The sequence below is a fragment of the Butyrivibrio hungatei genome (assembly GCF_900101605.1).
GTDB lineage: Bacteria > Bacillota > Clostridia > Lachnospirales > Lachnospiraceae > Butyrivibrio > Butyrivibrio hungatei_B.
The window spans coordinates 17,891-39,261 of sequence record NZ_FMUR01000022.1; the positions used below are offsets into that span (position 1 = coordinate 17,891).

The following is a 21,371-nucleotide window of genomic DNA, read 5'->3' on the forward strand; positions in this document are numbered from 1 at the left end:
AAGGTATTTCTTTCTTATGGGGTATAGCAAAAAACTATATAATGTATTGGGGGGTTACGCATATTATACTAACACCCACCCAAACCCGCGTAAAGACTAATACTCCACAAATTTGTCAAAAACAGCTATGAGTTTTTGTGCAATTTTCACAACGAATCAGATTTCTACCGCATAATCGACATCCACGTTGTGTCCTTCGAATAATGCTTCAAATTCTTCTCTTCCGATCTTCTCCTTTTCTATGAGGAGTGCAGAACTGCTGTGCAGAATATCCTCATACTTAAGAATAATCTCTTTTGCTTTTGCGTAACACTTATCTATTATTGTCTTTACTTCTTTATCAATCTCGCCTGACATAAGCTCACTGTGCTTCTTGGAATGAGATATATCATAACCGATAAATACATCTTCTTCATTGTCATCGTAGTTTACAACACCGATGCTCTCTGACATTCCGTACTTTGTAACCATGCTTCTGGCTTCCTGTGTGGCTTTTCTGATGTCACTTGAAGCACCTGTCGTGATGTCACCAAAGATGATCTCTTCAGCGATCCTTCCTCCGAGAGATACCATGATTTCCTGAAGCATCTTATTCTTTGTAAGGAACATATCATCATTCTCGGGAAGTGGCATTGTATAACCTGCTGCGCCAAGTCCTGTGGGAATAATAGAAATTGTATGTACAGGGCCTACATCGGGAAGAAGATGGAACAAGATCGCATGTCCTGTCTCGTGATAAGCCGTAATCTTCTTTTCCTTCTCGGAAATAATCTTACTGTGCTTCTCGGTTCCGATTCCAACCTGCGTAAATGCTCTGTTTATATCATCCTGAGTGATGAATTTTCTGTTGTCTATAGCTGCGTCGATAGCCGCTTCATTAAGAAGGTTCTCAAGATCAGCTCCCGTAAATCCAGCAGTTGTCTGTGCAAGCTGCTTAAGATCGACATCACTTCCGAGTGGCTTATTATTTGCATGTACCTTAAGAATAGCCTCTCTTTCGCCGATATCAGGTCTTGTTACTGTAATCTTTCTGTCAAATCTTCCGGGTCTTAAGATAGCGGGATCGAGGATATCAACCCTGTTTGTGGCAGCCATTACGATTATTCCTTCATTCACTCCAAAGCCGTCCATCTCGACAAGCATCTGGTTAAGTGTCTGCTCTCTCTCATCGTGTCCGCCGCCCATACCGGTACCACGGCGTCTTGCAACCGCATCAATCTCATCGATAAAGATTATGCAAGGTGCATTCTTTTTTGCCTCCATAAAAAGATCTCTTACTCTGGAAGCACCGACACCTACGAACATTTCTACGAAGTCGGAACCTGAAATACTAAAGAAAGGAACGCCCGCTTCACCTGCAACAGCTCTTGCAAGGAGCGTCTTACCTGTTCCCGGTGCACCTTCAAGAAGAACACCCTTGGGAATTCTTGCTCCGACAGCTGTGAATTTGCCGGGGTCTTTCAGGAATTCGATTATCTCGGCAAGCTGCTCTTTTTCTTCCTTAAGTCCGGCTACGTCATCAAGCTTCACCTTATTGTCATCACCTGTGGATAACTTGGCTCTGCTCTTTCCAAAGTTCATCATTCGGCTGTTTCCGGAACTGCTTGCCTGCATATTGCTGAACATTGAGAAAACAAATACCATCACGATAAGTCCGACGATAACAGGGATTATCCCATTGATCAGAACGTTCTCCGACGGAATGTCTTTTACCTCTGTCTTAACACCATTTTCTGTACAAATGCTCTCCACTTTGGTCACATCGGTTGTATAGAACGGTACATCGTCGCTTCCATTATTGAAGCTGACTCTTACAGATCCCGTAGGTGTCTCCGCATTTGGCATGATCAATACACATGCGACCTTGCCTTCATCAAGATCACGCTCAAATTCATTCATGGAATATGTGCCCGACTGGCTTGAGATGAAACTCTTGCCATATTCAATAAATATCACACAAACAAGTAATACTACTACAAATAGAAAAATTGAGTTAAAACTTTTATTTCGGTTCAATTGCTTATGTTCCCCTTTCGGAAGCTATTTTTATCGGCTTAATCAATTAAATTCCACTACTCCGATATATGGAAGGTTACGATATCTCTGATCGTAGTCAAGTCCGTATCCTACAACAAACTCATCGGGAATCTCAAATCCCGTATAATCAACCTTTACATCTGTAACTCTGCGCTCAGGCTTATCAAGGAGTGTGCAGAGCTTAATGCTTGCAGGCTCTCTGTCTCCGAGCATCTTGATAAGATATGACAGTGTTCTTCCCGAATCAACAATATCCTCTACTATAATAACATGTCTGTCCTTAAGAGGCTCATCGAGATCCTTTACGATCTTAACCACACCGCTTGACTTGGTTGAACTTCCATAACTTGATGCTGACATAAAATCCATCGTAACAGGAACTGTGATACGCTTTGCAAGCTCACACATAAAGAACACGCCGCCCTTTAAAACACATACAAGGTGCACTGTCTCACCTTCATAATCCCTGCTTATTGCTTCTCCTAGCTCCTTTATCCTCTTGTCAACTTCATCTTCTGTCAATAAAACGCGAACTGATTCAGCCACCGTTCTTTCCTCCATCCAAAAAATTTATAGCCAAAATACTTTTTGTATCTTCACTCACCTTGATATCGGCACTTATTCTGTATCCGGGGACCCACAAAACCTTGTCTCCGTCAGCCATTACATAGATACTGTCTCTTCTGTCTATCGGAATTTTGGCATCTGTCATAAACTTCGACAATTTCTTCTTATGAATGCCGCTTTCCATCTCTATAAATATATAATCATCGGGTCTTCTGCATCTAAAGACAGCTGTTTGTATTCTATCACAATCAAACCATTTAGTATACGTACCGCGCGGAATACTTGCACCTTTTACATACTCTCTGACGCTGGCTTCCATCCTTCCGATTCCCGGAATGTCATCGCTGACTTTACCATCTTTTTTTACACGGTCAAAAAAATCTATCACTAGCGTTTTATCAAGAATCTCTGCCTCTTTTTTCGAAAGCGTAAGCTCGTCATATTCACGCTTTGCGATAAGTCCGTACGGAAGATCCACACTCGCCGTTCCGCTCTCCGATCCCATGATATCCGCTACGGCGTCCACGTGACTTGCCGTAATGTCCTTCCTGTTTGGCGTCAGCAGCTCAAAGCACTTTAAGATCACATTTTTTTGTATAAAAAGATCTCCGCTCTTAAGTTTCTTTAATTCTATTTTGACACTTTTTCCGTCATAGGTACACGCCTTGTCAAAAAATTCTCCCGTGACCTTACTTATAAAGTCGTCAGCGAGAGCAAAATCGGCCGCCGCCCTGCACAGATGCTTTACAGCCTCTGCATTTATATTCTCGGTCATATAAGGAATAAGCTCGTTTCTGACCTTGTTCCTCGTATGAATATTCTCATCATTGGTGGCATCATGGCAAAAAGATATTCCCTCATCCCCAAGATACTCCTCAATTTCCTGTCTCGTGACACACAAAAGAGGTCTTATAACATTATCTCTTACGGGACGTATGGCGCCTGCGCCGTGAAGCCCGGTTCCTCTAAGGAGATTTAAAAGAAGTGTCTCCGCAACATCGTTTCTGTGATGTGCGACCGCGATCTTTGCAGCACCCTCTTTTTCCGCGATCGTGCGAAATGCCTTGTACCTTACATTTCTTCCCGCTTCCTCTTCGGTGAGTTTATTTTCTCTTGCGATTCCCGGGACATCCTCTTCCACCAGATAATATCTAATATTTCTTTCCTCACAGAATCTACGGGTAAAATCAGCATCTTCTCCCGCTTCTTCCCTGATGCCGTGATTTACATGAACCGCGACAAGCTCTGTGCCAAGAAGCTCTTTTAACTTATACAAGACCAGCAAAAGCGCAACAGAATCCGCTCCACCAGAAAATCCCACAAGGATCTTGTCTCCGGAAACTGCCATTTTATTGGCTCTTATATAATTAAGCACGGTGTTTTCAAATCTGTTCATATTAAAAAATTAAAGCGCAGACCTATACGTCCCCGTATCATTGTCTGCGCTGTGCTCCGCAAAATAATGGCAAATTATCTATCCTCAATTTTAAATACAATCTCACCGGGATAAACCAGTCCAAGTTTATCCTTAGCGGTTTCTTCTATATATTTTCGTGTCTGCGTATATCTTTCAAATTCGGCTATTTCCTTGCCTCTCGCAACTTCGGCATCAATCTGGGCATTGAGGTAAGCTTCCTTCTCCTCATACTCATTAACCTTCTCAAAAAGACTGATGCTCTTTATGGATACAACAGTCGCAAGGATTATAACCACACACGATGCGAGCGCAATGCCCGCTTTATTTTGAAAACTACGCCTCTTGTAGCGTGCTTTTGTCGCCATAACGTACCTCTTCAAATGCTTTTATATATTATTATTTTAATACATGCCATAAAAGCATGTCAAATGTAGCGATAGAGCTCTGTCACGTCTTCTTTATGTATTGTTTCACGCACATCAAGCACTTCTACATTTACATCTTTATTACCAAATCCGATGGTTATTTTATCTCCGACCTTTACGTCTGTTGATGCCTTTGCAGGTCTTCCGTTTATCTGAACCCTTCCTGCATCGCAGGCTTCATTGGCAACCGTACGTCTTTTTATCAGTCTTGTTACTTTCAAATACTTATCTAATCTCATTTATTCCTCTCCTGATGCAGTGTTTGCCGCATCGCTTTTGTCTTTGTTTTTCTCGGCTTCTTCTTTGTCGTCGCCGTCCTCTTTTTTGTCTTTATTGTTTTTATTTACTGAGTTTTCCTTATCGGAAGTCGTTGTCACGTCTTCTTTTGTCGAACTCTTGGCTGCCGCTTCCGCCGTTGATTTTTTAGACGAACTGTCATCTTCCTCGGAAGAAGCTGTGCTTGCATAGTGAGCGGTTGCCGTCGTTCTCTCTGTTGCCGCGGAAGTATCCGACTTTCCCGATGAAGAAGAACCGTCCTTTGAAACTGCATCATGTGTTGTTAAACCGGATGCGGAATCAGCCGGCTTCTCAACCGTTTTTTCAGTCGAAGCAGCTACGGGACTCTCCTCTTCCTTGTGCTTAGTCTCCGTTTCCTTCTTAACTTCCGTCATTTCGCCCAGATTATATGATACATCCGACTCATCAGTATCAATGCTCACTCGAAGACTCTTGGTAATATAGCCGTTTTTCCTAAGTGTTATCTCATGATTTCCCGAAATCTTTTTAAGGCTTGTCGGAACCACCCCTATATAATTTCCATCAAAAAACATCTCGGCTCCCACAGGTTCATCCACATAGATCTTGTAACCTTCGATAACCTTATTCTTCTGTTTTTTCACCTTATCCTTGTCGGTTATGCTTGAAGCCGACGTTGCGGCAGAACTCTTTCCGGGAAGTGTTGCAACGGAAACAGCGCTCGATGATTTATTTGTCTTTTCATGCGATGAAGCGAACGAAGAACTGTCTGACAACGAGCTTGAGGATGAGTCTGCATCATCGGATTCGGGCTCAAGTTCTATCTTCACCACAGACTTAGGCGTACCTACCTTGAGATACTTGTTCTGTGTGATATAGCCTTCGGCCATTACTTTAAGATTGTGATAACCGTAGCTTACAGACTTTGATGTGTCGGCAAAAACCTGCTCTCCGTCAATATAGATCTCGGCGTCTGCAGGAGTAACCTCAAATGATACAAGTCCCTCTTTTGGCTTAGTTACCCTGACATTTCTCGTATCGATAACAGTTTCTTCATTTCTGTTTATGCTGACATTTGTTTTATACTCAGCTCCGTTTCCTATAATCTGCAGGGTATAGTCACCCTCGGGTGCACTTAAGAGCATATTGGGAGAAATCTTGTATATAACGTCATTATCAAGCTCTAGCCAGGCTCCGACAAGGCTGTGATTGTCGACAGTATCGGAGGACAGGCTGACATAGCCGTGTCCGCTTGTAACAACAACGCTGTATACCTCTTTTCCTATTCCATAGGCTTTAATATTGTCGGTCGTGAGTACATTTTCCGCTATAGCAGGCTCCCCGTCCGCAAGTATCAGTGTTCTTGAGTCAAGTTTGTATGTCTCGCCCTGTATCTTTGCCGTTCCGTCGCCCCTTACAAGCTCGTGACTGCGCGTATTGTCAATAGTCCACGCTTCATCCGATACCTTGAGCGAAGTAATATGCTTGCTGCTCTTAAGGAAATTGACGTCAACAATCTGACCTTCTTCAAGGAGTCTTGCCGACATCGGCGTTCCTCTTAAGTCGTACATCATGCTTGTATTGTCATAACTAAGAGTATACGTCTTTCCTGTGGAATGATTTCTGAATCTGATTGTCTTATTTTCCGAATCTATCGAACGAACCGACGCGGTATCTGATGAATCGTATTTACCGATAAGTGATATGCTTTTCTTTTCACTTTTTGCGGCAGCGCTTATGTTTACACTGTATACGCAGGCAAAAACCGCCGCAAGAAATACTGCCGCAAGCGCTCTTGCAGATTTCGCAAATTTTCCCATGTTCATCCCCTCATACATGATCTTTTGGAAAAAAACTTTTTAACTGCTCAGGATCGAGCAAATATTCTTTGGTATTGTGTGAAGGCTCGTCAATGACATCATCAAGCATAGCTCCGAGCACCTCTCCTATCTGCTTTCCGGGAGATACTCCCAGTTCGATAAGGTCTTTGCCGTTGACCGCGAGCTTCTTAAGGCTCACGCACTCGCCTTCTTTTTTTACATTCTCATAAAGAGCTCTCGATTCCTCTATGTTCCTTAGCTTCTCTTCGCGGAAATAATCGCTCTGAGCCATTGTATCCGCATATTTCACGTCAAGAAGAAAAGAAAACTCATCTTCTCCTACCCTTTTCATTACTCTGCGCACGTTCTTAGAAGTGGCGGGAAACCTGTCATCATGGTACTTGATCAGGTTACATACTCTGTCCATGGTATTTCTGTCAAACTTAAGACGTCTGAAAATATCATGTGCCATCTTCGCCCCAAGCTGAGCATGGCCTTGGAAATGATTGATACCTTCATCATCCGTCGTTATCGTCAAAGGCTTGGCTATATCATGCAATAACATTGTAAGCCTCAAAACCTTATCGTTTCTAACATATCCGAGCGACTTGATGATATGTTCTCCGACGCTGTACATATGATGTGGATTGGACTGCTCTGTTTCCATACATGCATCAAATTCGGGAAGTATCACCTTAGTGATCCCAAGCTCATACATTTCTTTCGCTTTTTCCGGATGGTCGGAAACAAGAAGCTTTACAAGCTCCGTCTGAATCCTCTCGGCACTTATCTTGGAAAGCGTAGACGCAAGTTCGCGGATCGCTTCTTTTGTCTTTTCTTCTATCTCATAATCAAGCTGAGCTGAAAATCTTACTGCTCTCATGATGCGAAGTGCATCTTCCGAAAATCTCTCTGTAGGCTCTCCAACGCACCTTATAAGCTTATTCTCAAGATCCTCGATTCCTCCGAACCTGTCTATAAGCCCTTCTTCCTCGTTGTAGGCCATCGCATTTATGGTAAAATCGCGGCGTCTCATATCCTCAGTAAGACTTTTTGTAAATGTCACTTCACTGGGATGTCTGCTATCTTCGTACTTTCCGTCAATTCTGTACGTTGTAACTTCATATCCTTCTTTATCCATCAAAACGGTGACCGTTCCGTGCTCAATTCCCGTATCGACCGTTCGTTTAAAAAGCTTTTTTATATCCTCGGGCAAAGCATTTGTCGTTATGTCCCAGTCTCCCGGTTCTCTTGAAAGAAGTGCATCTCTTACGCACCCTCCGACCACATATGCTTCAAAACCAGCTTTATGCATGGTATCCAATATCTTTTTTGCATTTTCCGGTAATTTAATAATCATACCTTCATAATAGCCCAAAGAATATCAAATGTGAATAATACTCTAGGAATTTTCTCAATCTCGATATATACTTAATATATGAAATTATGAGGGAATCAGAATGAAATTTAGAATTAACAACAACTTGATAGCAGTAGGTTTTTTGCTGCTTATCGTGGTGGGCATATTTTCATTTGTGAAAATTATTGATTCTTCCTACCAGTATACCTCAGAGTTAATACCGCTTGATGATGGTTGGACCGTTACTTATAATGGCAAAGAAATAGCTACAAACAAGAACCTGAACGACGTAGTTGTACCTATTGTCAATGAAGGCGATACGTTTTCACTGTCAAGGACACTTCCTACGATACGTGAGGATTCGTTATGTCTCTACTTTTATTCGATGCACAGCATCGTTGATGTAAATGTTCGTCACTATACCGAACGCTCGAAGAGAGCGGATAAGCACGAGAACTGGCAGATATATACATACGGCAGAGACTTATACAGTCAGACTACCGAAGTTCCAAACAAGTACAATCACGTTTTAATCGTAAAAGGCTATTCCGAAGAGGAAATCATTATCACTTTCATAGGCACGAGGGAAGCATCATTTTCTTCGCTGTCTCCTTTTGTTATAGGATCGAGAGTTGATATATTATCCTATCATCTTTTAAGTAATACAATAAATTTGTTTGCCGGAGTATTCCTTGTAGTGCTCGGGCTCATTCTTATAGTCATTTCTCCTTACATGTTCCTGTATCACAATAAGGAGTCCCGACTTTTTTTCAGCGGACTTACTTCTCTTTTGTTCGGAACATACATTGTTGCCAGATTTGATTTCATAGACATGCTCATAAACAACCCGATGGTTAACTCTTTCTGCGAGTATTCATCGTTTATTTGTATGCCCATCTCCATTCTGGGCTATATCATTTCAATATTCAGGGGCAAACTCAAGAGATTCTTGAAACTCCTGGTTATATTTGATTTCCTTCTTTTCGCAGGAATGACTATACTGCACTTGTCAACGATCAAGCGTTTTTCAGCGATGACATCCTTCATTCAGGGCTATATCGTCAGCGAAACTATAATGGTTCTGATTATTCTGGTAAAAAACAGAAAGCATTTCCGAACCTCTCAGAACAGAAACCTAAACTCAGACATGTTCTTCCTTATAGGTGTTGTGACATTCATCATATTCTCGTCCGTAGATATAGCTATGTACAACATCCGCAAGTATTCAAGCAACCGCGGATATACACCTAACTTTGGTAACGGATTTACTTTTGGTGCCGTTATCTTCGTCTCCTGCCTGCTTATCAGTTACATGTTCTACAGTATCTACAGTAGCAGGATTTCTTCGCTGCAGGAGAGATTGTCGGATTTTGCCTATACCGATCCTTTGACGGGACTTTCCAACAGAGCCCGTTGCGAGCAGGTAATGAATGTTATCTCTCAGGAGCGTAGTATTTATGTAATCATAAGTATCGATCTGAACAAGCTCAAGATGGTCAACGATACTTACGGACATCACGAAGGAGACCGCTTGCTTACCGGCTTTGCTACAATTTTGACTGATTGTTTCTGGGATGCGAACCTTATCGGTCGTATGGGTGGTGACGAATTTGTCGTTATCATGCTCGGCGAACATGCCTCCAGTTGCACTAAGAGAATCCATGAATTTCACTCTCTTATGTCTGATTGGAACCGCAAGGAACAGGTTTTCCAGTACAGTGCTTCTTATGGTTATGCTTACAGCTACGAGGTACCGAATGCATCCTCAAACGAAGTATATATGCTTGCAGATTCAAGAATGTATGAAATGAAAAAAGAACATCACGGACGTAAAGAAATGGAACACGAAATGGAGGAGGTGAATGCTAATGCGTAAACATATCACCTTCGCTCTTTCCTCAATTTTCTTTATAGCGCTTATATCGTTTATATTTACAACATTTCTTAAAGTTAATCCTTTGTATCCTAAATTCACGCTTGATAAGGGATGGGTTGTAACTTATAAGAACCAGCAATATTTGAACACCAATATATCGAATCTCAGCGATCAGCTTGGTATTACTTTTTCACGAGGGGACAAGATAACCCTGACAAGGCCTCATCCCCTTCAGAAGAACAATGCGCCGTTCCCTTATCTTGTTTTCAAGACACAGCACTGCGCTTATGAAGTTTTTCTTGACGGTTATACCATTGCAAAAGAAAACCTGGATGCCCGAACAGACGGCTCCTTCATCGGAACGGGATACAACATCATTCCTTTGAAAAAAGATTTCGAAGGAAAAAAACTGTCAATCGATCTCTACGTAGTTGAAAACGACACTAAGCTTAGTGTCATCACGCCTCTTTTGGGTAATTATGACGATATATACAGATTGCTTTTGTATACTGCGGCATATCCGTTGCTGACAGGAATGTTCCTGATTGTTTTCGGACACATATTCCTCCTGATCTCACTTGTTCTGTACATGAGATCTTCAGGTGTATTTACTCAGATTATATGCTCGCTTATAGTGATCCTGCTTGGACTTTGGCTGTTAACAACTTTTGATTGCACAACTTTCCTTATCACCAAGGAAATAAACACATTCCTACGTTATGTGTCACTATTCCTGCTTGTACCTTGTGTATATCTGCTTATATACAACCTGCACAAATCGGATGTTTATTCGGTCGTCGGAATACTTGGCTTTTCGACGCTGGCATTCAGCATCCTTTTTATTGTGCTTCACTTAATGAACAAAGTGCACATTCATCATTTCCTGATGCCTTACTACATATTGTCAACGCTATCGTTTCTTGCGCTGATCATGTATAACATCAAGGATATCAGGAGCAAGACGCGAAACCCTTCCACACAGATCATCATGTTGGGAATCACTTTCGTCAGTCTGAGCTTTATGCTGGTGGTACTTTCAGACATGATGAATAAAAATGTCGACTGCAGAGACAGCTTTATCATGAAGTTTCTGATTCCTTCGGCTTCGCTGTTTTTCGTTGTAACACAGCTCCTTAACCACTTTGTATTCATGACAAAGTTCTATGCTCAGCGAAAAGAATATGCATCGCTTACTCAACTTGCCTACGAGGATGCACTTACACGACTTCCCAACAGAGCAAGCTGTGATATGAAACTCAATGACCTTGAACGCTCCGATCTGGACTTCTGTATCGTCAGTCTCGACCTTAACGGTCTAAAGCAAGTTAATGATAACGACGGTCACCCCGCCGGAGACAAACTTATCAAGAGCTTTGCGGATGCACTTTCCAAGGTATTTTGTCGAAAAGGTGACTGCTTCAGAACAGGTGGTGACGAATTCCTTGCCGTATTCGACAGTATTCGGCGCGACGAACTTGAGGCTCTGCTAAAGAAACTGGACAATCTTCTTCTTGAACTTGATAAAGAAGATCCCGACGTCAACCACAGCGTATCCTACGGATATGCCTTCCGCTCCGAAACAGAGGAACAAGACGTCCATTCGGTATTCATGCTTGCCGACAAGAAGATGTACGATGCTAAGCGCAAACATTACGCAGAAATCGGAAAAACTAGATAAGTATTCAAACTTTCAAATCTCTATAAATTTGCACAGTATTGTTTCTCAAAAGAAGGGTCTTCTCCATGAAGCCCCTTCTTTTCTACATTCTTGATATATCCTTTTTATTGACTACAGAAAAAAGAGTTGACATGATTACTTCTCCGTGTTATAAGTGTATTAATTCATTTGATACAGATAGCATTCTAACATTTTCATCTGCTATATAAAAAGGAGAGACCTATGAAAAAGAAAACAACGACAGCAATTATATTAGCAACTACAATGATGCTCACACTTATGGGGTGCGGTGCTGCTTCGACAGACGTAGATTCTTCAACGGACGCTACATCAATTGAAGAAGTTACTGCAAACTCCGAATCAAACTCATCAGAGGCAACGTCTGACACAGGCTCAGACAGCGCTTCTGCAGATTCTTCGGACACATCAGACACTTCCACTGCTTCATATAATGCCACTTTTACATATAAGGGTGAAACATTTTCGTTTCTTGATGATCTCCAGACAACGCTGGACAAAATAGACCCCCTAGGAAAACCTTGTGCCGATTCTCCCATTGAGCGTGATGATGGTTCGAAAGTATACAGTTATGATGAAACTGAACATGATTCCGACTTTTTTATCAACACATTTATAGATAACGGAAAATTATCTGTTGGACAGATTTCTCTTATGGGACCGAATGCCAAAACATCCAAAGGAATTGGCATTGGAAGTACAGTAGAAGAAATTATTTCTGCCTATGGTAAACCGGGTAATTCCGAAGCAATCTATGATTATACTTATGATAATTATATTCTCAGTTTCGATGTTCGTGATAACAAAGTATTTTCTATCAATTATATTAGCCCGACTATTATGAATAGGTGAGTTAAATAGACGATTCTGATTTTGATATGATTACAATTAAAAAACGGGTGCGAGAAATTTATTGCATTTCTCGCGCCTGTTTTGATTTTTACTTGATTATAGAATTTATCAATATGCTCTTCCCCAGTAAACCATCTTCTTAGCAGGCTTGCCGCAGATAGGGCAAACATCTGAGATGTTCTCTTGCTCGAAAGGCATACAACGGCTTGTTACGTTAAATTCTTCCTTTATCTTATCTTCGCACTCACGGTCTCCGCACCACATAGCCTTTACGAAGCCCTTTGTCTCCTTGAAGTTCTCCGCGAACTCTTCTTTATTGTGAGCAACAAATGTGTGCTCTTCAAGGTGCTTCTTTGCTCTTGCGAACATGTCTTTCTGGATCTGATCGAGGAGCTCACCGACTTTAGCCGATACTTCTGAGATAGCGCACTCAATCTTTTCTCTTGTATCTCTTCTTACAAGTACGCACTTTCCTGCCTCAAGATCCTTAGGTCCGATCTCGACACGTACAGGAATTCCTCTCATCTCCTGCTCTGCGAACTTGAATCCGGGTGTTCTGTCTGTATCGTCTGTCTTTACTCTGTAATCTGAAAGGCTCTTAGCGATATCGTAAGCTGCATCAAGAACGCCTTCTTTCTTCTGCTGGATAGGAATTACAACAACCTGGATAGGAGCGATCTTAGGAGGAACAACGAGTCCTGAGTTGTCACCGTGTACCATGATCATAGCTCCGATAGTACGTGTTGTAAGTCCCCATGAAGTCTGATTTACATAGTGGAGTTTGTTATCTTTGCCCGCATACTGGATCTCGAATGCCTTGGCAAATCCATCACCAAAGTTGTGGCTGGTTGCGCTCTGAAGAGCTCTTCCGTCATGCATAAGTGCCTCAACTGTGTATGTAGCCTCAGCTCCTGCAAACTTTTCTTTATCTGTCTTCTGTCCCTTGATTACAGGGATAGCCATGTCGTTCTCAAGGAAGTCAGCGTATACGTTAAGCATCTGCTGTGTACGCTCTTCTGCTTCTTCAAATGTAGCATGTGCTGTGTGGCCTTCCTGCCAGAGGAATTCTCTGCTTCTAAGGAAAGGTCTTGTCTCTTTTTCCCAACGAACAACGCTGCACCACTGGTTAAGTACCTGAGGGAGGTCTTTGTATGAGTGGATCTCTCCCTTGTAGTAATCGCAGAAAAGTGTCTCTGATGTAGGACGTACGCAATATCTCTCTGTAAGAGGCTCAAGTCCGCCATGTGTTACCCAAGCAACTTCAGGTGCGAATCCCTCAACGTGATCTTTCTCCTTCTGAAGAAGTGACTCAGGGATAAACATGGGAAGGTATGCGTTCTGTACTCCCGTTGCCTTGAATCTTGCATCAAGGTGCTTCTGGATAAGCTCCCAGATTGCATATCCCGCAGGTTTGATTACCATACATCCCTTAATATTGGAATAACTTACGAGATCGGCTTTGATACACACATCGGTATACCATTGTGTGAAATCTTCATCCATAGATGTGATCTCTGATACGAGTTTCTTGTTGTCAGCCATTTCTTTTCTCCTTTTTTGCAATTAAGTGTTTCCGGGAACTTTGAGAGACGCTTTTTTATCAGAAAGGATTTTTCTATGATATAAAAAAGAACCCTCAAATCCCCTAACAGGGACCGAAGATTCTCGGCGGTACCACCCTATTTAAACCATGCTGATTCTGCAATGGTCTCACTCAATTTAACCCTTAACGCGGGAAACGCTGTATTTATACTCAATCAGTTATCTAAGAGTTTTCATACAGAACTCCAAGGTAGGTTCGCTGTTTATACGTAAAAACCTCACACCAACGGCTCTCTCTCTGAAACGCTTACACAGTTACTATTCCTCTTCAACGTCGTATTATTTAAAGTTGATTTTATTAACATTTCGCGGGATTGTCAAGGGTACGTATGTTTTAGGGAACTTTTCATAGTGTTTTCCCTATAAAAGTTCCCTAAAACAAAAAGACCGGTGGGTCCGGTCTTTTCCGCAGGATTGCTCCTGCTGTAGAGGTTTTATAAAGGAAATACGTTATGGCGAACGTAAATCGGCAAATTCATTTGTCCTCAGCGATTAAGCTCGCTTGTAGGACCTCCGGCATTATGATTTCTGATGATGCCGTCAATCTCTTTTAGATCGCTTGCGGGAAGGTCTCCCGGAATAGTATTCTTGACACTTGAGGTTGCATTACCGTATTCAAGCGCCTTCTGAACATCATCGTACTTAAGCATTCCGTATAATACACCGGATACATAAGCATCGCCGGAACCAATCCTGTCTATTACATCTATATCCGCATATGGCGCCTCGGTATAAAACCGGTCGTTCTTGGCGTCATATATGGTAGACGTAAAGTTGTGCTTTCTGGGGCTGATAACCTGTCGTTGCGTTGTGCAAACAACTTCGACAGGGTATTCCTCAGTATAGCTCTTCATTATATCGAAGAGCTCGCCATCTTTCTGCATCATGCGTCGGGATGTTTCCTCCGACACAAAAAGAATATTTACATAAGGGAGGATCTTCTTTATTGCAGTTCTGGCGTCTTCTTCACTCCAAAGGTTGGCACGGTAATTGCAATCAAATGATACCTTGGCGCCACCCTCTTTGAATCTCTTTATCATCTCTGTTGCAACTTCACAAGTGTTCTTGTTAAGTGCAAGTGAAATTCCGCTTGTATGGAACATCCTCGTAGATGTATACACACTCTCAGGAATCTCTGACAAAGAAATCCTTGTAATTGAAGAATTCATTCTGTCGTAGACTATGGATGGTTTTCGTGGTGCAGCACCATTTTCGTAGTAATAAATTCCAAGCCTTGCTTCCGGTGACTCATCATAGATAAGATAGTCATCAGATACGCCCTCAAAACGAATTCGGTTCTTAATAAAAGTTCCGAGAGCATTCTGTGGAAGTCTTGAAATAACTCCTGTGCGGAGTCCCAAAAGCGCCACGCCCGATGCAACATTGAGTTCCGAGCCGCCGGCTCTTTTATCAAAGACATCTCCACGTGTCATTCGCTCATAATTTGGCGGAGAAAGACGAAGCATTATTTCTCCAAAAGTTAAAAGATCAAATCTTTCGTCTCCCATAGCTGCCTCCTCATAGCTTTATTAGCTTTTGCGTTCAATAAGTACTGCTCACGTTAATTATATTATATCAAAAAGTTTTATATTGTAAGTGCTTACATTGTGGCGAACATTGCAAAAGTTGCACTGCTTTTTTCGATTTTTTGTACATATATGAACTATTACATTCTTGATCTGTCTCTGTCATTATACTTGGAAAGTACCGTTTTTCCTGACTTTAGCGTCTCTTTCATATCAATAACTCTCTGATTTGAAGAGCCTCTGAATCTGAGCATGAGATCTTTTTTATCAAGTTCAAACTCTCCATCTACAAGTATATCTGTCATTGAAAGTATCGCATCGGTATCTTCACCGTGGCATCTCTTGTTTGATGCGTCTGTAAGCTCTTCCAACGTATATCCGGAATAAATCCAGATTGATGCTCTGGGAACTTCTTTTTTTATACGCTCAAGAAGCGGCCTTATCTCCTTCTGATTTACTATTTCCATCGGTTCTCCGCCGAGAATTGTAAGACCGTCAATATAGCTTGGTTTAAGGGATTCTATTATCTCATCCTCAACTTCTTTGGTGTATTTTTGTCCGTAATTGAAATCCCAGGTCATCTCATTAAAGCAACCCTTGCAATGATGCGTGCATCCGCTTACAAAAAGAGCTGTCCTGCATCCTATCCCGTTTGCCACATCGGCATAATATATCTGTCCGTAATTCATTTTTCGCCTTTCCAAAAACTTATAGTTTTTATGGTGAAATAAAAGCCGGGAGGTATATCCCGGCTTTTACTTAGTAGGTTTATTCAGTAACCGATCAAAGCTTGGGTGTCGCCATATGGAGCACTCTTTCTTTGATCTCCTGTGTGCGTCCCTGGTTCCAGAACTGTGTTCCGATATAACCACAGGTACGTCTTGCTACATTCATCTTGTTCTGATCTCTGTTGCCACAATTAGGGCATTCCCAAATAAGCTTACCATCTGTATCTGTAACAATCTTGATCTCCCCATCATAACCGCAGCATTGGCAGTAATCTGATTTGGTGTTGAGCTCAGCGTACATGATGTTTTCATATATATATTTCATTACTGAAATAACCGCTTCAATATTGCTATTCATATCAGGTACTTCTACATAACTTATAGCTCCGCCCGGTGAAAGTGCCTGGAATTCGGATTCAAATTTAAGCTTTGTAAATGCATCGATCTGCTCAGTAACATGAACATGATAGCTGTTTGTAATATAGTTTTTGTCTGTTACGTCAGGAATGATTCCGAAACGCTTCTGCAGACATTTTGCAAATTTATATGTTGTTGACTCAAGCGGTGTTCCGTAAAGGCTGAATGCAATATTTGTCTCAGCTCTCCACTTTGCACACTTATCATTGAGGAACTGCATTACTTTTATAGCGAAGTCTTTTCCCTTTGCATCTGTGTGGGAAACGCCCTTCATATATCTTGTACATTCGCAAAGTCCGGCATAACCGAGTGATATTGTTGAGTAGTTACCAAAAAGGAGATTATCGATTGTCTCGCCTTTCTGTAATCTTGCAAGTGCGCCGTTCTGCCAGAGAATGGGAGCTACGTCTGAAGGTGTACCAAGAAGTCTCTCATGTCTGCACATAAGCGCTCTCTTACAGAGCTCGGTTCTCTCTTCCATTATCTCCCAGAACTTATCTTCGTCCTTATTGGAAGTACATGCCACGTCTACGAGATTGATCGTAACAACGCCCTGATTAAATCTTCCGTAGTATTTGTGGTCTCCCTCTTTGTAATTCTTCGCATGAGCTTTGTTGCCCTTGTTGCAGAATCCCTCGGGAACGTTCTCATTGTCAGGTGTAAGGAAACTTCTGCATCCCATGCAAGGATAAACGTCTCCGCCCTTGAGCTCTTTCATCTTCTTTGCTGAGATGTAATCGGGAACAAGTCTCTTTGCTGTACACTTAGCGGCAAGTTCAGTCAGATACCAGTATTTGGAATCTTCATGAATGTTGTCTTCGTCAAGTACGTATATAAGCTTAGGGAAAGCAGGTGTTATAAGCTGTCCCTTTTCGTTCTTAACTCCTGTGATACGCTGCTTGAGCATTTCCTCGATGACCATGGCAAGGTCTTCTCTTGTCTGTCCTTCGGGAACTTCGTCAAGGTACATATATACTGTTATGAAAGGAGCCTGTCCGTTTGTGGTCATAAGTGTGATGACCTGATACTGGATTACCTGACATCCTCTCTCTACTTCTTTTTTAACACGCATCTCTGCGATATCATTTACCTGTTTCTTGTTGATCTTCATTCCTGCTGTCTCGAATTCGAGAGCAACTTCTTTACGGAATTTCTGTCTGCTGACATCAACAAAAGGTACAAGATGTGAAAGTGTGATACTCTGTCCGCCGTACTGTGAACTTGCAATCTGCGCAATTGCCTGTGTAGCAATGTTACATGCTGTTGAAAAGCTCTTTGGACGCTCTATCATTGTTTCTGAAATAACTGTTCCGTTCTGAAGCATATCCTCCAGATTTACGAGGCAACAGTTATGCATATGCTGTGCGAAATAGTCAGAATCATGGAAGTGGATAAGTCCTGCCTCGTGTGCTCTTACTACGTCTTCGGGCAAAAGAAATCTCTTTGTGATATCTTTGCTGACCTCACCTGCCATGTAATCTCTCTGTACGCTGTTTACTGTAGGATTCTTATTTGAGTTTTCCTGCTTAACTTCCTCATTGTTGCACTCAATAAGAGACATGATCTGTTCATCCGTCGTATTGGACTTTCTTACAAGAGCATGTTTATAGCGGTATGTAATGTATTTTCTGGCAACCTCGTACTTGCCTGATTTCATGAGTCCATCCTCAACCATATCCTGGATTTCCTCAACGCTTGCTGCACGAGTAAGAGATGCGCACTGGTTCTCCACACTTCTTTCGATGTCGCTGATCTGGCCTGCGGTCAATTTCTTTTCGTCTGTAACTTCGTTGTTTGCCTTCTCTATAGCCGCAATGATCTTATTGCCATCAAACGCAACTTCTTTACCGCTTCTCTTAATGATCTTCATAAGAACCCCCTTCTTTTATTTTACAAAAAAATGTTTTTTCGCAATCACGATATTTTTTAGCCGAATAACAATATATTGTGGTCGCATAACTATGATAATACTTTATATAGTAAAATACAAGAAGGATAATTATTATTTTTTTCTTACAAATTCTAACCGATTATGTAGTATTCTCAGACGTTCAAGCTCTGTCTCACCTGTTATCGGTTTTCCGGAGTAAAAATAATCTGTTTTCGATTTCTCCAACATCTTGTGTATATCATTAAATTCAACCACATCATCGGGAGCTTCGGACAACTTTAGTCCGAGAACCTCCGCTAAGTGTTTCACTGTGCCGTGATTTCCGTCGATAAGAAGTGTCTCTTCTCCAAAAATCTGTCTGTACGCAGGTTTGAAATAGTTAAAGTGTGTACATCCAAGCACAAGTGCACAATATTCTTCCATATTATAAGGTTCGAACTGCTTCTTTATATAATTAAGAACTTCGTCCGAATCAAATTCTGCTCTCTCGGCAAACTCTACGAGTCTCGGCATTGGAAGAAGGTCTACTCTGTGATGTTCGTCAACTCTGTGAAGTAGATCTTTTAGCTTGTCTTCTCTGATGGTCACAGGTGTTGCGATGACCATAATGCGCTTCTTATCAGTTCCCTCGACAGCGGGTTTTACTGCAGGTTCCATTCCGAGAATCGGGATGTTGTATCTTTTTCTCAATTCTTTTATGGCAACACTGGTCGCGGTATTACAGGCAACAACTATTGCATCAACTCCCTTATCAAGCAAAAACTCCGTGATGCCGATCGAATACTCAAGGATCTGCTCCGGGGTTTTTAATCCATACGGTACGTGTTCTATGTCTGCATAAAATATGTAATTTTGCTCCGGAAGATAATGATAAGCTTCGTGAAGTACGGAAAGCCCACCTATTCCGGAATCAAAAATACCGATCTTCATTTTTGATTTCCTCTATATATGCTATACTTTACTTATGAATGATAAAAAAATTGACGAACTTCAGAAATTGTACGACAATTCAAAAGTCGGTGCCTTAGTTCAGGAGATTTGCGAGTATTACGCAACAAGAGATGACTATGAAGACAACTCCTATCAGGAGGAAATTGAGCCTCATGAAGTAGTTGAGTCTGTTTATATTCTCTTTTGTTTACAGAGCAGAGAGCAGATACTCGATGAATTTTCTCTTATTCAGAAGAAATATCCATCGTTATATACCTGCGTCAGTGCTCTTTATAACAATCTTCTGGTAAATATGGATTATCGCCGGCTTGAGACTTGTTCTGCCCAAAAAATCGCAGAATATGTCGGGGATATATCTTCCGATGAAGTTCTCTCACAAGCTGATTCTTTTTCACGCTCGGAAAGTTCTCTTTCGGAAGCAATGGATAAATTCTATTCCTGGCTTCACTCAAGGATTAACGCTTAAATAATCCATGGATGCGTACACTGCCTTACCTTTGTAATTGATAAGTGCCCACGATCCGTCATTACTTACTGCAATTCTCTTAAGTTCATCTCCTTCTTTTGCCTTAGTAACGATATCACTGCTCGTACTCGGTGAAGATCTGAGATTCAAGAATTCATAGTTTACGACTACTTTATCATTAGTCTCGTCATATCCTTCAGGTATATCAATATCACCATTTCCTTCTTCGTCATCTTTATCATCATCGCCATCCTTTTGGGACTCTGTTGATGTCTTTTCAGAATCAGGTGAAGCTACCTTATCAATGAACTTCGCCTTTACAATGAACACAAGAAACATAAGGATCAATAATCCTGTGACAACAGATGCGATTCTGATCATAAGGAGCTTGGTCTGCTCATCAATTCCGTTGTCATCATCGTAATTATCATAATCCTCATCGTAATCTTCTTCGTAGTAATCTCTTCCACGACGACGATAACGATCATCGTCACGATAATCATCTCTATCATCACGGCGTCTGGGACGATCGTCTCTTCTTGGCATGTACTCATCGTCACGACGTCTGGGACGTTCATCTCTTCTTGGTGCATAATCGTCGTCACGATATCTTGGACGACCTTCGTCTCTTCTAGGCGGGTACGCGTCATCTCGACGCATAGGTCTCTCGCCATCCCTTCTTGGTGGGTATCCATCATCTCGGCGCATAGAACGTTCCTCATCTCTTCTCGGCGGGTATCCATCATCACGACGCATAGGACGCTCATCGTCTCTTCTCGGCGGGTATCCATCATCACGACGCATAGGACGCTCGTCATCTCTTCTTGGCGGATATCCTTCACCACGGCGCATAGGTCGCTCATCGTCTCTTCTCGGTGGATATCCATCGTCACGGCGCATAGGGCGTTCGTCGTCTCTTCTCGGGTTTCGACCGTCGCTGCGATTATCTACGCGCTCTCTTCTCTGCATATCAGGATTTACAGTTTGCCCATTCTGTTGCTCTCTCTGGCGGAAATATGCTTCACGCTCATCTTCATTGAAAAAATTATAGGGATCGGCTATTTCTATATCGCCCAGCTCCTCTTGTTCGCTATTCGAAGCTTTGTCGCTTACAGGCCTGTCCTGAGTCACGTTACGGCTCTGGTCCTGTGGTTGCGACTGTGGCTGCGACTGACTTTGTACCTGACTACTGTTACGATCGTCATTATCCTGATGACTGTCAGGATCAGAATAATCTGCATAATCTCTCTGATCATCATAGTCATGGTGATCATCTTCCTGATCGGTATAATCGCGGTGATCATACTCATCATCGGCATAGTCCTGATCGTCATAATCTCTGCCATCATAATCATGCATGTCTTCATACATATTACCCGTATCATATCTCTCATCCGGATCATATGTATCGTAGTCATCTCTCTTCCTATAATTTTCAAAGTTTGTAATCTTATTTGGCAAAACCTTAATCTCCTCTTTAAAAAG

General features: G+C 41.9%; 17 protein-coding genes and 1 other annotated feature. Of the genes, 4 read left to right on the forward strand and 13 right to left on the reverse strand.

The window, feature by feature from the left end:
• Nucleotides 1-156: 156 nt before the first annotated feature.
• From ftsH to BLP87_RS14565, 7 genes are all read right to left on the reverse strand, one after another.
• Complete coding sequence (ftsH, locus tag BLP87_RS14535) at nucleotides 157-2,016, reverse strand: ATP-dependent zinc metalloprotease FtsH (RefSeq protein WP_074463319.1); 1,860 nt, start codon at nucleotides 2,014-2,016, stop codon at nucleotides 157-159.
• Nucleotides 2,017-2,058: 42 nt separating this feature from the next.
• Complete coding sequence (gene hpt, locus BLP87_RS14540) at nucleotides 2,059-2,583, reverse strand: hypoxanthine phosphoribosyltransferase (protein WP_074463320.1); 525 nt, start codon at nucleotides 2,581-2,583, stop codon at nucleotides 2,059-2,061.
• The gene (tilS, locus tag BLP87_RS14545) at nucleotides 2,576-3,952 is read right to left on the reverse strand and encodes a tRNA lysidine(34) synthetase TilS (protein WP_176756666.1); all 1,377 of its coding nucleotides are present in this window, start codon (nucleotides 3,950-3,952) and stop codon (nucleotides 2,576-2,578) included. Before tilS ends, hpt begins: the two co-directional genes overlap by 8 nt.
• 122 nt (nucleotides 3,953-4,074) lie before the next feature.
• A complete protein-coding gene (locus tag BLP87_RS14550) occupies nucleotides 4,075-4,386 on the reverse strand; it encodes an FtsB family cell division protein (RefSeq protein ID WP_026656347.1) in 312 nt (103 codons plus the stop codon).
• 59 nt (nucleotides 4,387-4,445) lie between these two features.
• On the reverse strand, nucleotides 4,446-4,685 hold the full coding sequence (locus BLP87_RS14555) for an RNA-binding S4 domain-containing protein (protein ID WP_074463322.1): 240 nt from the start codon (nucleotides 4,683-4,685) through the stop codon (nucleotides 4,446-4,448).
• Nucleotides 4,686-6,521, reverse strand: a complete 1,836-nt coding sequence (locus BLP87_RS14560; protein ID WP_074463323.1) for a PEGA domain-containing protein — start codon at nucleotides 6,519-6,521, stop codon at nucleotides 4,686-4,688. It abuts the gene before it with no gap.
• A 10-nt stretch (nucleotides 6,522-6,531) separates the two neighbouring features.
• Entirely contained in the window at nucleotides 6,532-7,881 is a 1,350-nt protein-coding gene (locus BLP87_RS14565) for a CCA tRNA nucleotidyltransferase (RefSeq protein ID WP_074463324.1), read from the reverse strand.
• A gap of 100 nt (nucleotides 7,882-7,981) precedes the next feature.
• Between BLP87_RS14565 and BLP87_RS14570 the strand changes: the two genes are divergently transcribed.
• The 3 genes from BLP87_RS14570 (at nucleotide 7,982) to BLP87_RS14580 (ending at nucleotide 12,305) form a co-directional block, all read left to right on the forward strand.
• A complete protein-coding gene (locus BLP87_RS14570) occupies nucleotides 7,982-9,757 on the forward strand; it encodes a GGDEF domain-containing protein (protein WP_074463325.1) in 1,776 nt (591 codons plus the stop codon).
• Nucleotides 9,750-11,435 carry a GGDEF domain-containing protein gene (locus BLP87_RS14575; RefSeq protein ID WP_074463326.1) on the forward strand — a complete coding sequence of 562 codons (1,686 nt, stop codon included), beginning with the start codon at nucleotides 9,750-9,752 and terminating at the stop codon, nucleotides 11,433-11,435. The genes BLP87_RS14570 and BLP87_RS14575 overlap by 8 nt, the downstream gene beginning before the upstream one ends.
• A gap of 222 nt (nucleotides 11,436-11,657) precedes the next feature.
• Complete coding sequence (locus BLP87_RS14580; protein WP_074463327.1) at nucleotides 11,658-12,305, forward strand: hypothetical protein; 648 nt, start codon at nucleotides 11,658-11,660, stop codon at nucleotides 12,303-12,305.
• A 108-nt stretch (nucleotides 12,306-12,413) separates the two neighbouring features.
• Here the strand turns inward: BLP87_RS14580 and proS are convergent, their stop codons facing one another.
• The 5 genes from proS to murI all read right to left on the reverse strand — a co-directional run bounded on the left by proS (nucleotide 12,414) and on the right by murI (nucleotide 19,399).
• Nucleotides 12,414-13,847, reverse strand: coding sequence for a proline--tRNA ligase (gene proS, locus BLP87_RS14585; RefSeq protein WP_074463328.1), 1,434 nt, complete (start codon nucleotides 13,845-13,847; stop codon nucleotides 12,414-12,416).
• A 105-nt stretch (nucleotides 13,848-13,952) separates the two neighbouring features.
• Nucleotides 13,953-14,188 (reverse strand) — a binding site (T-box leader).
• 204 nt (nucleotides 14,189-14,392) lie between these two features.
• Nucleotides 14,393-15,415 carry a sugar kinase gene (locus BLP87_RS14590; RefSeq protein ID WP_074463329.1) on the reverse strand — a complete coding sequence of 341 codons (1,023 nt, stop codon included), beginning with the start codon at nucleotides 15,413-15,415 and terminating at the stop codon, nucleotides 14,393-14,395.
• Nucleotides 15,416-15,573: 158 nt separating this feature from the next.
• Nucleotides 15,574-16,122 carry an anaerobic ribonucleoside-triphosphate reductase activating protein gene (gene nrdG / locus BLP87_RS14595; RefSeq protein WP_074463330.1) on the reverse strand — a complete coding sequence of 183 codons (549 nt, stop codon included), beginning with the start codon at nucleotides 16,120-16,122 and terminating at the stop codon, nucleotides 15,574-15,576.
• A 94-nt stretch (nucleotides 16,123-16,216) separates the two neighbouring features.
• Complete coding sequence (gene nrdD, locus BLP87_RS14600) at nucleotides 16,217-18,448, reverse strand: anaerobic ribonucleoside-triphosphate reductase (protein WP_074463331.1); 2,232 nt, start codon at nucleotides 18,446-18,448, stop codon at nucleotides 16,217-16,219.
• Nucleotides 18,449-18,580: 132 nt separating this feature from the next.
• Nucleotides 18,581-19,399: a glutamate racemase gene (gene murI, locus BLP87_RS14605; RefSeq protein ID WP_074463332.1), complete on the reverse strand. Its 819-nt coding sequence runs from the start codon at nucleotides 19,397-19,399 to the stop codon at nucleotides 18,581-18,583.
• A 34-nt stretch (nucleotides 19,400-19,433) separates the two neighbouring features.
• Between murI and BLP87_RS14610 the strand changes: the two genes are divergently transcribed.
• A complete protein-coding gene (locus BLP87_RS14610; RefSeq protein ID WP_074463333.1) occupies nucleotides 19,434-19,886 on the forward strand; it encodes a hypothetical protein in 453 nt (150 codons plus the stop codon).
• On the opposite strand, the gene BLP87_RS14615 is transcribed toward BLP87_RS14610, so the two are convergent.
• Complete coding sequence (locus BLP87_RS14615) at nucleotides 19,869-21,347, reverse strand: SH3 domain-containing protein (RefSeq protein ID WP_074463334.1); 1,479 nt, start codon at nucleotides 21,345-21,347, stop codon at nucleotides 19,869-19,871. The two genes, BLP87_RS14610 and BLP87_RS14615, sit on opposite strands and share 18 nt — an antisense overlap.
• Nucleotides 21,348-21,371 lie beyond the last annotated feature (24 nt).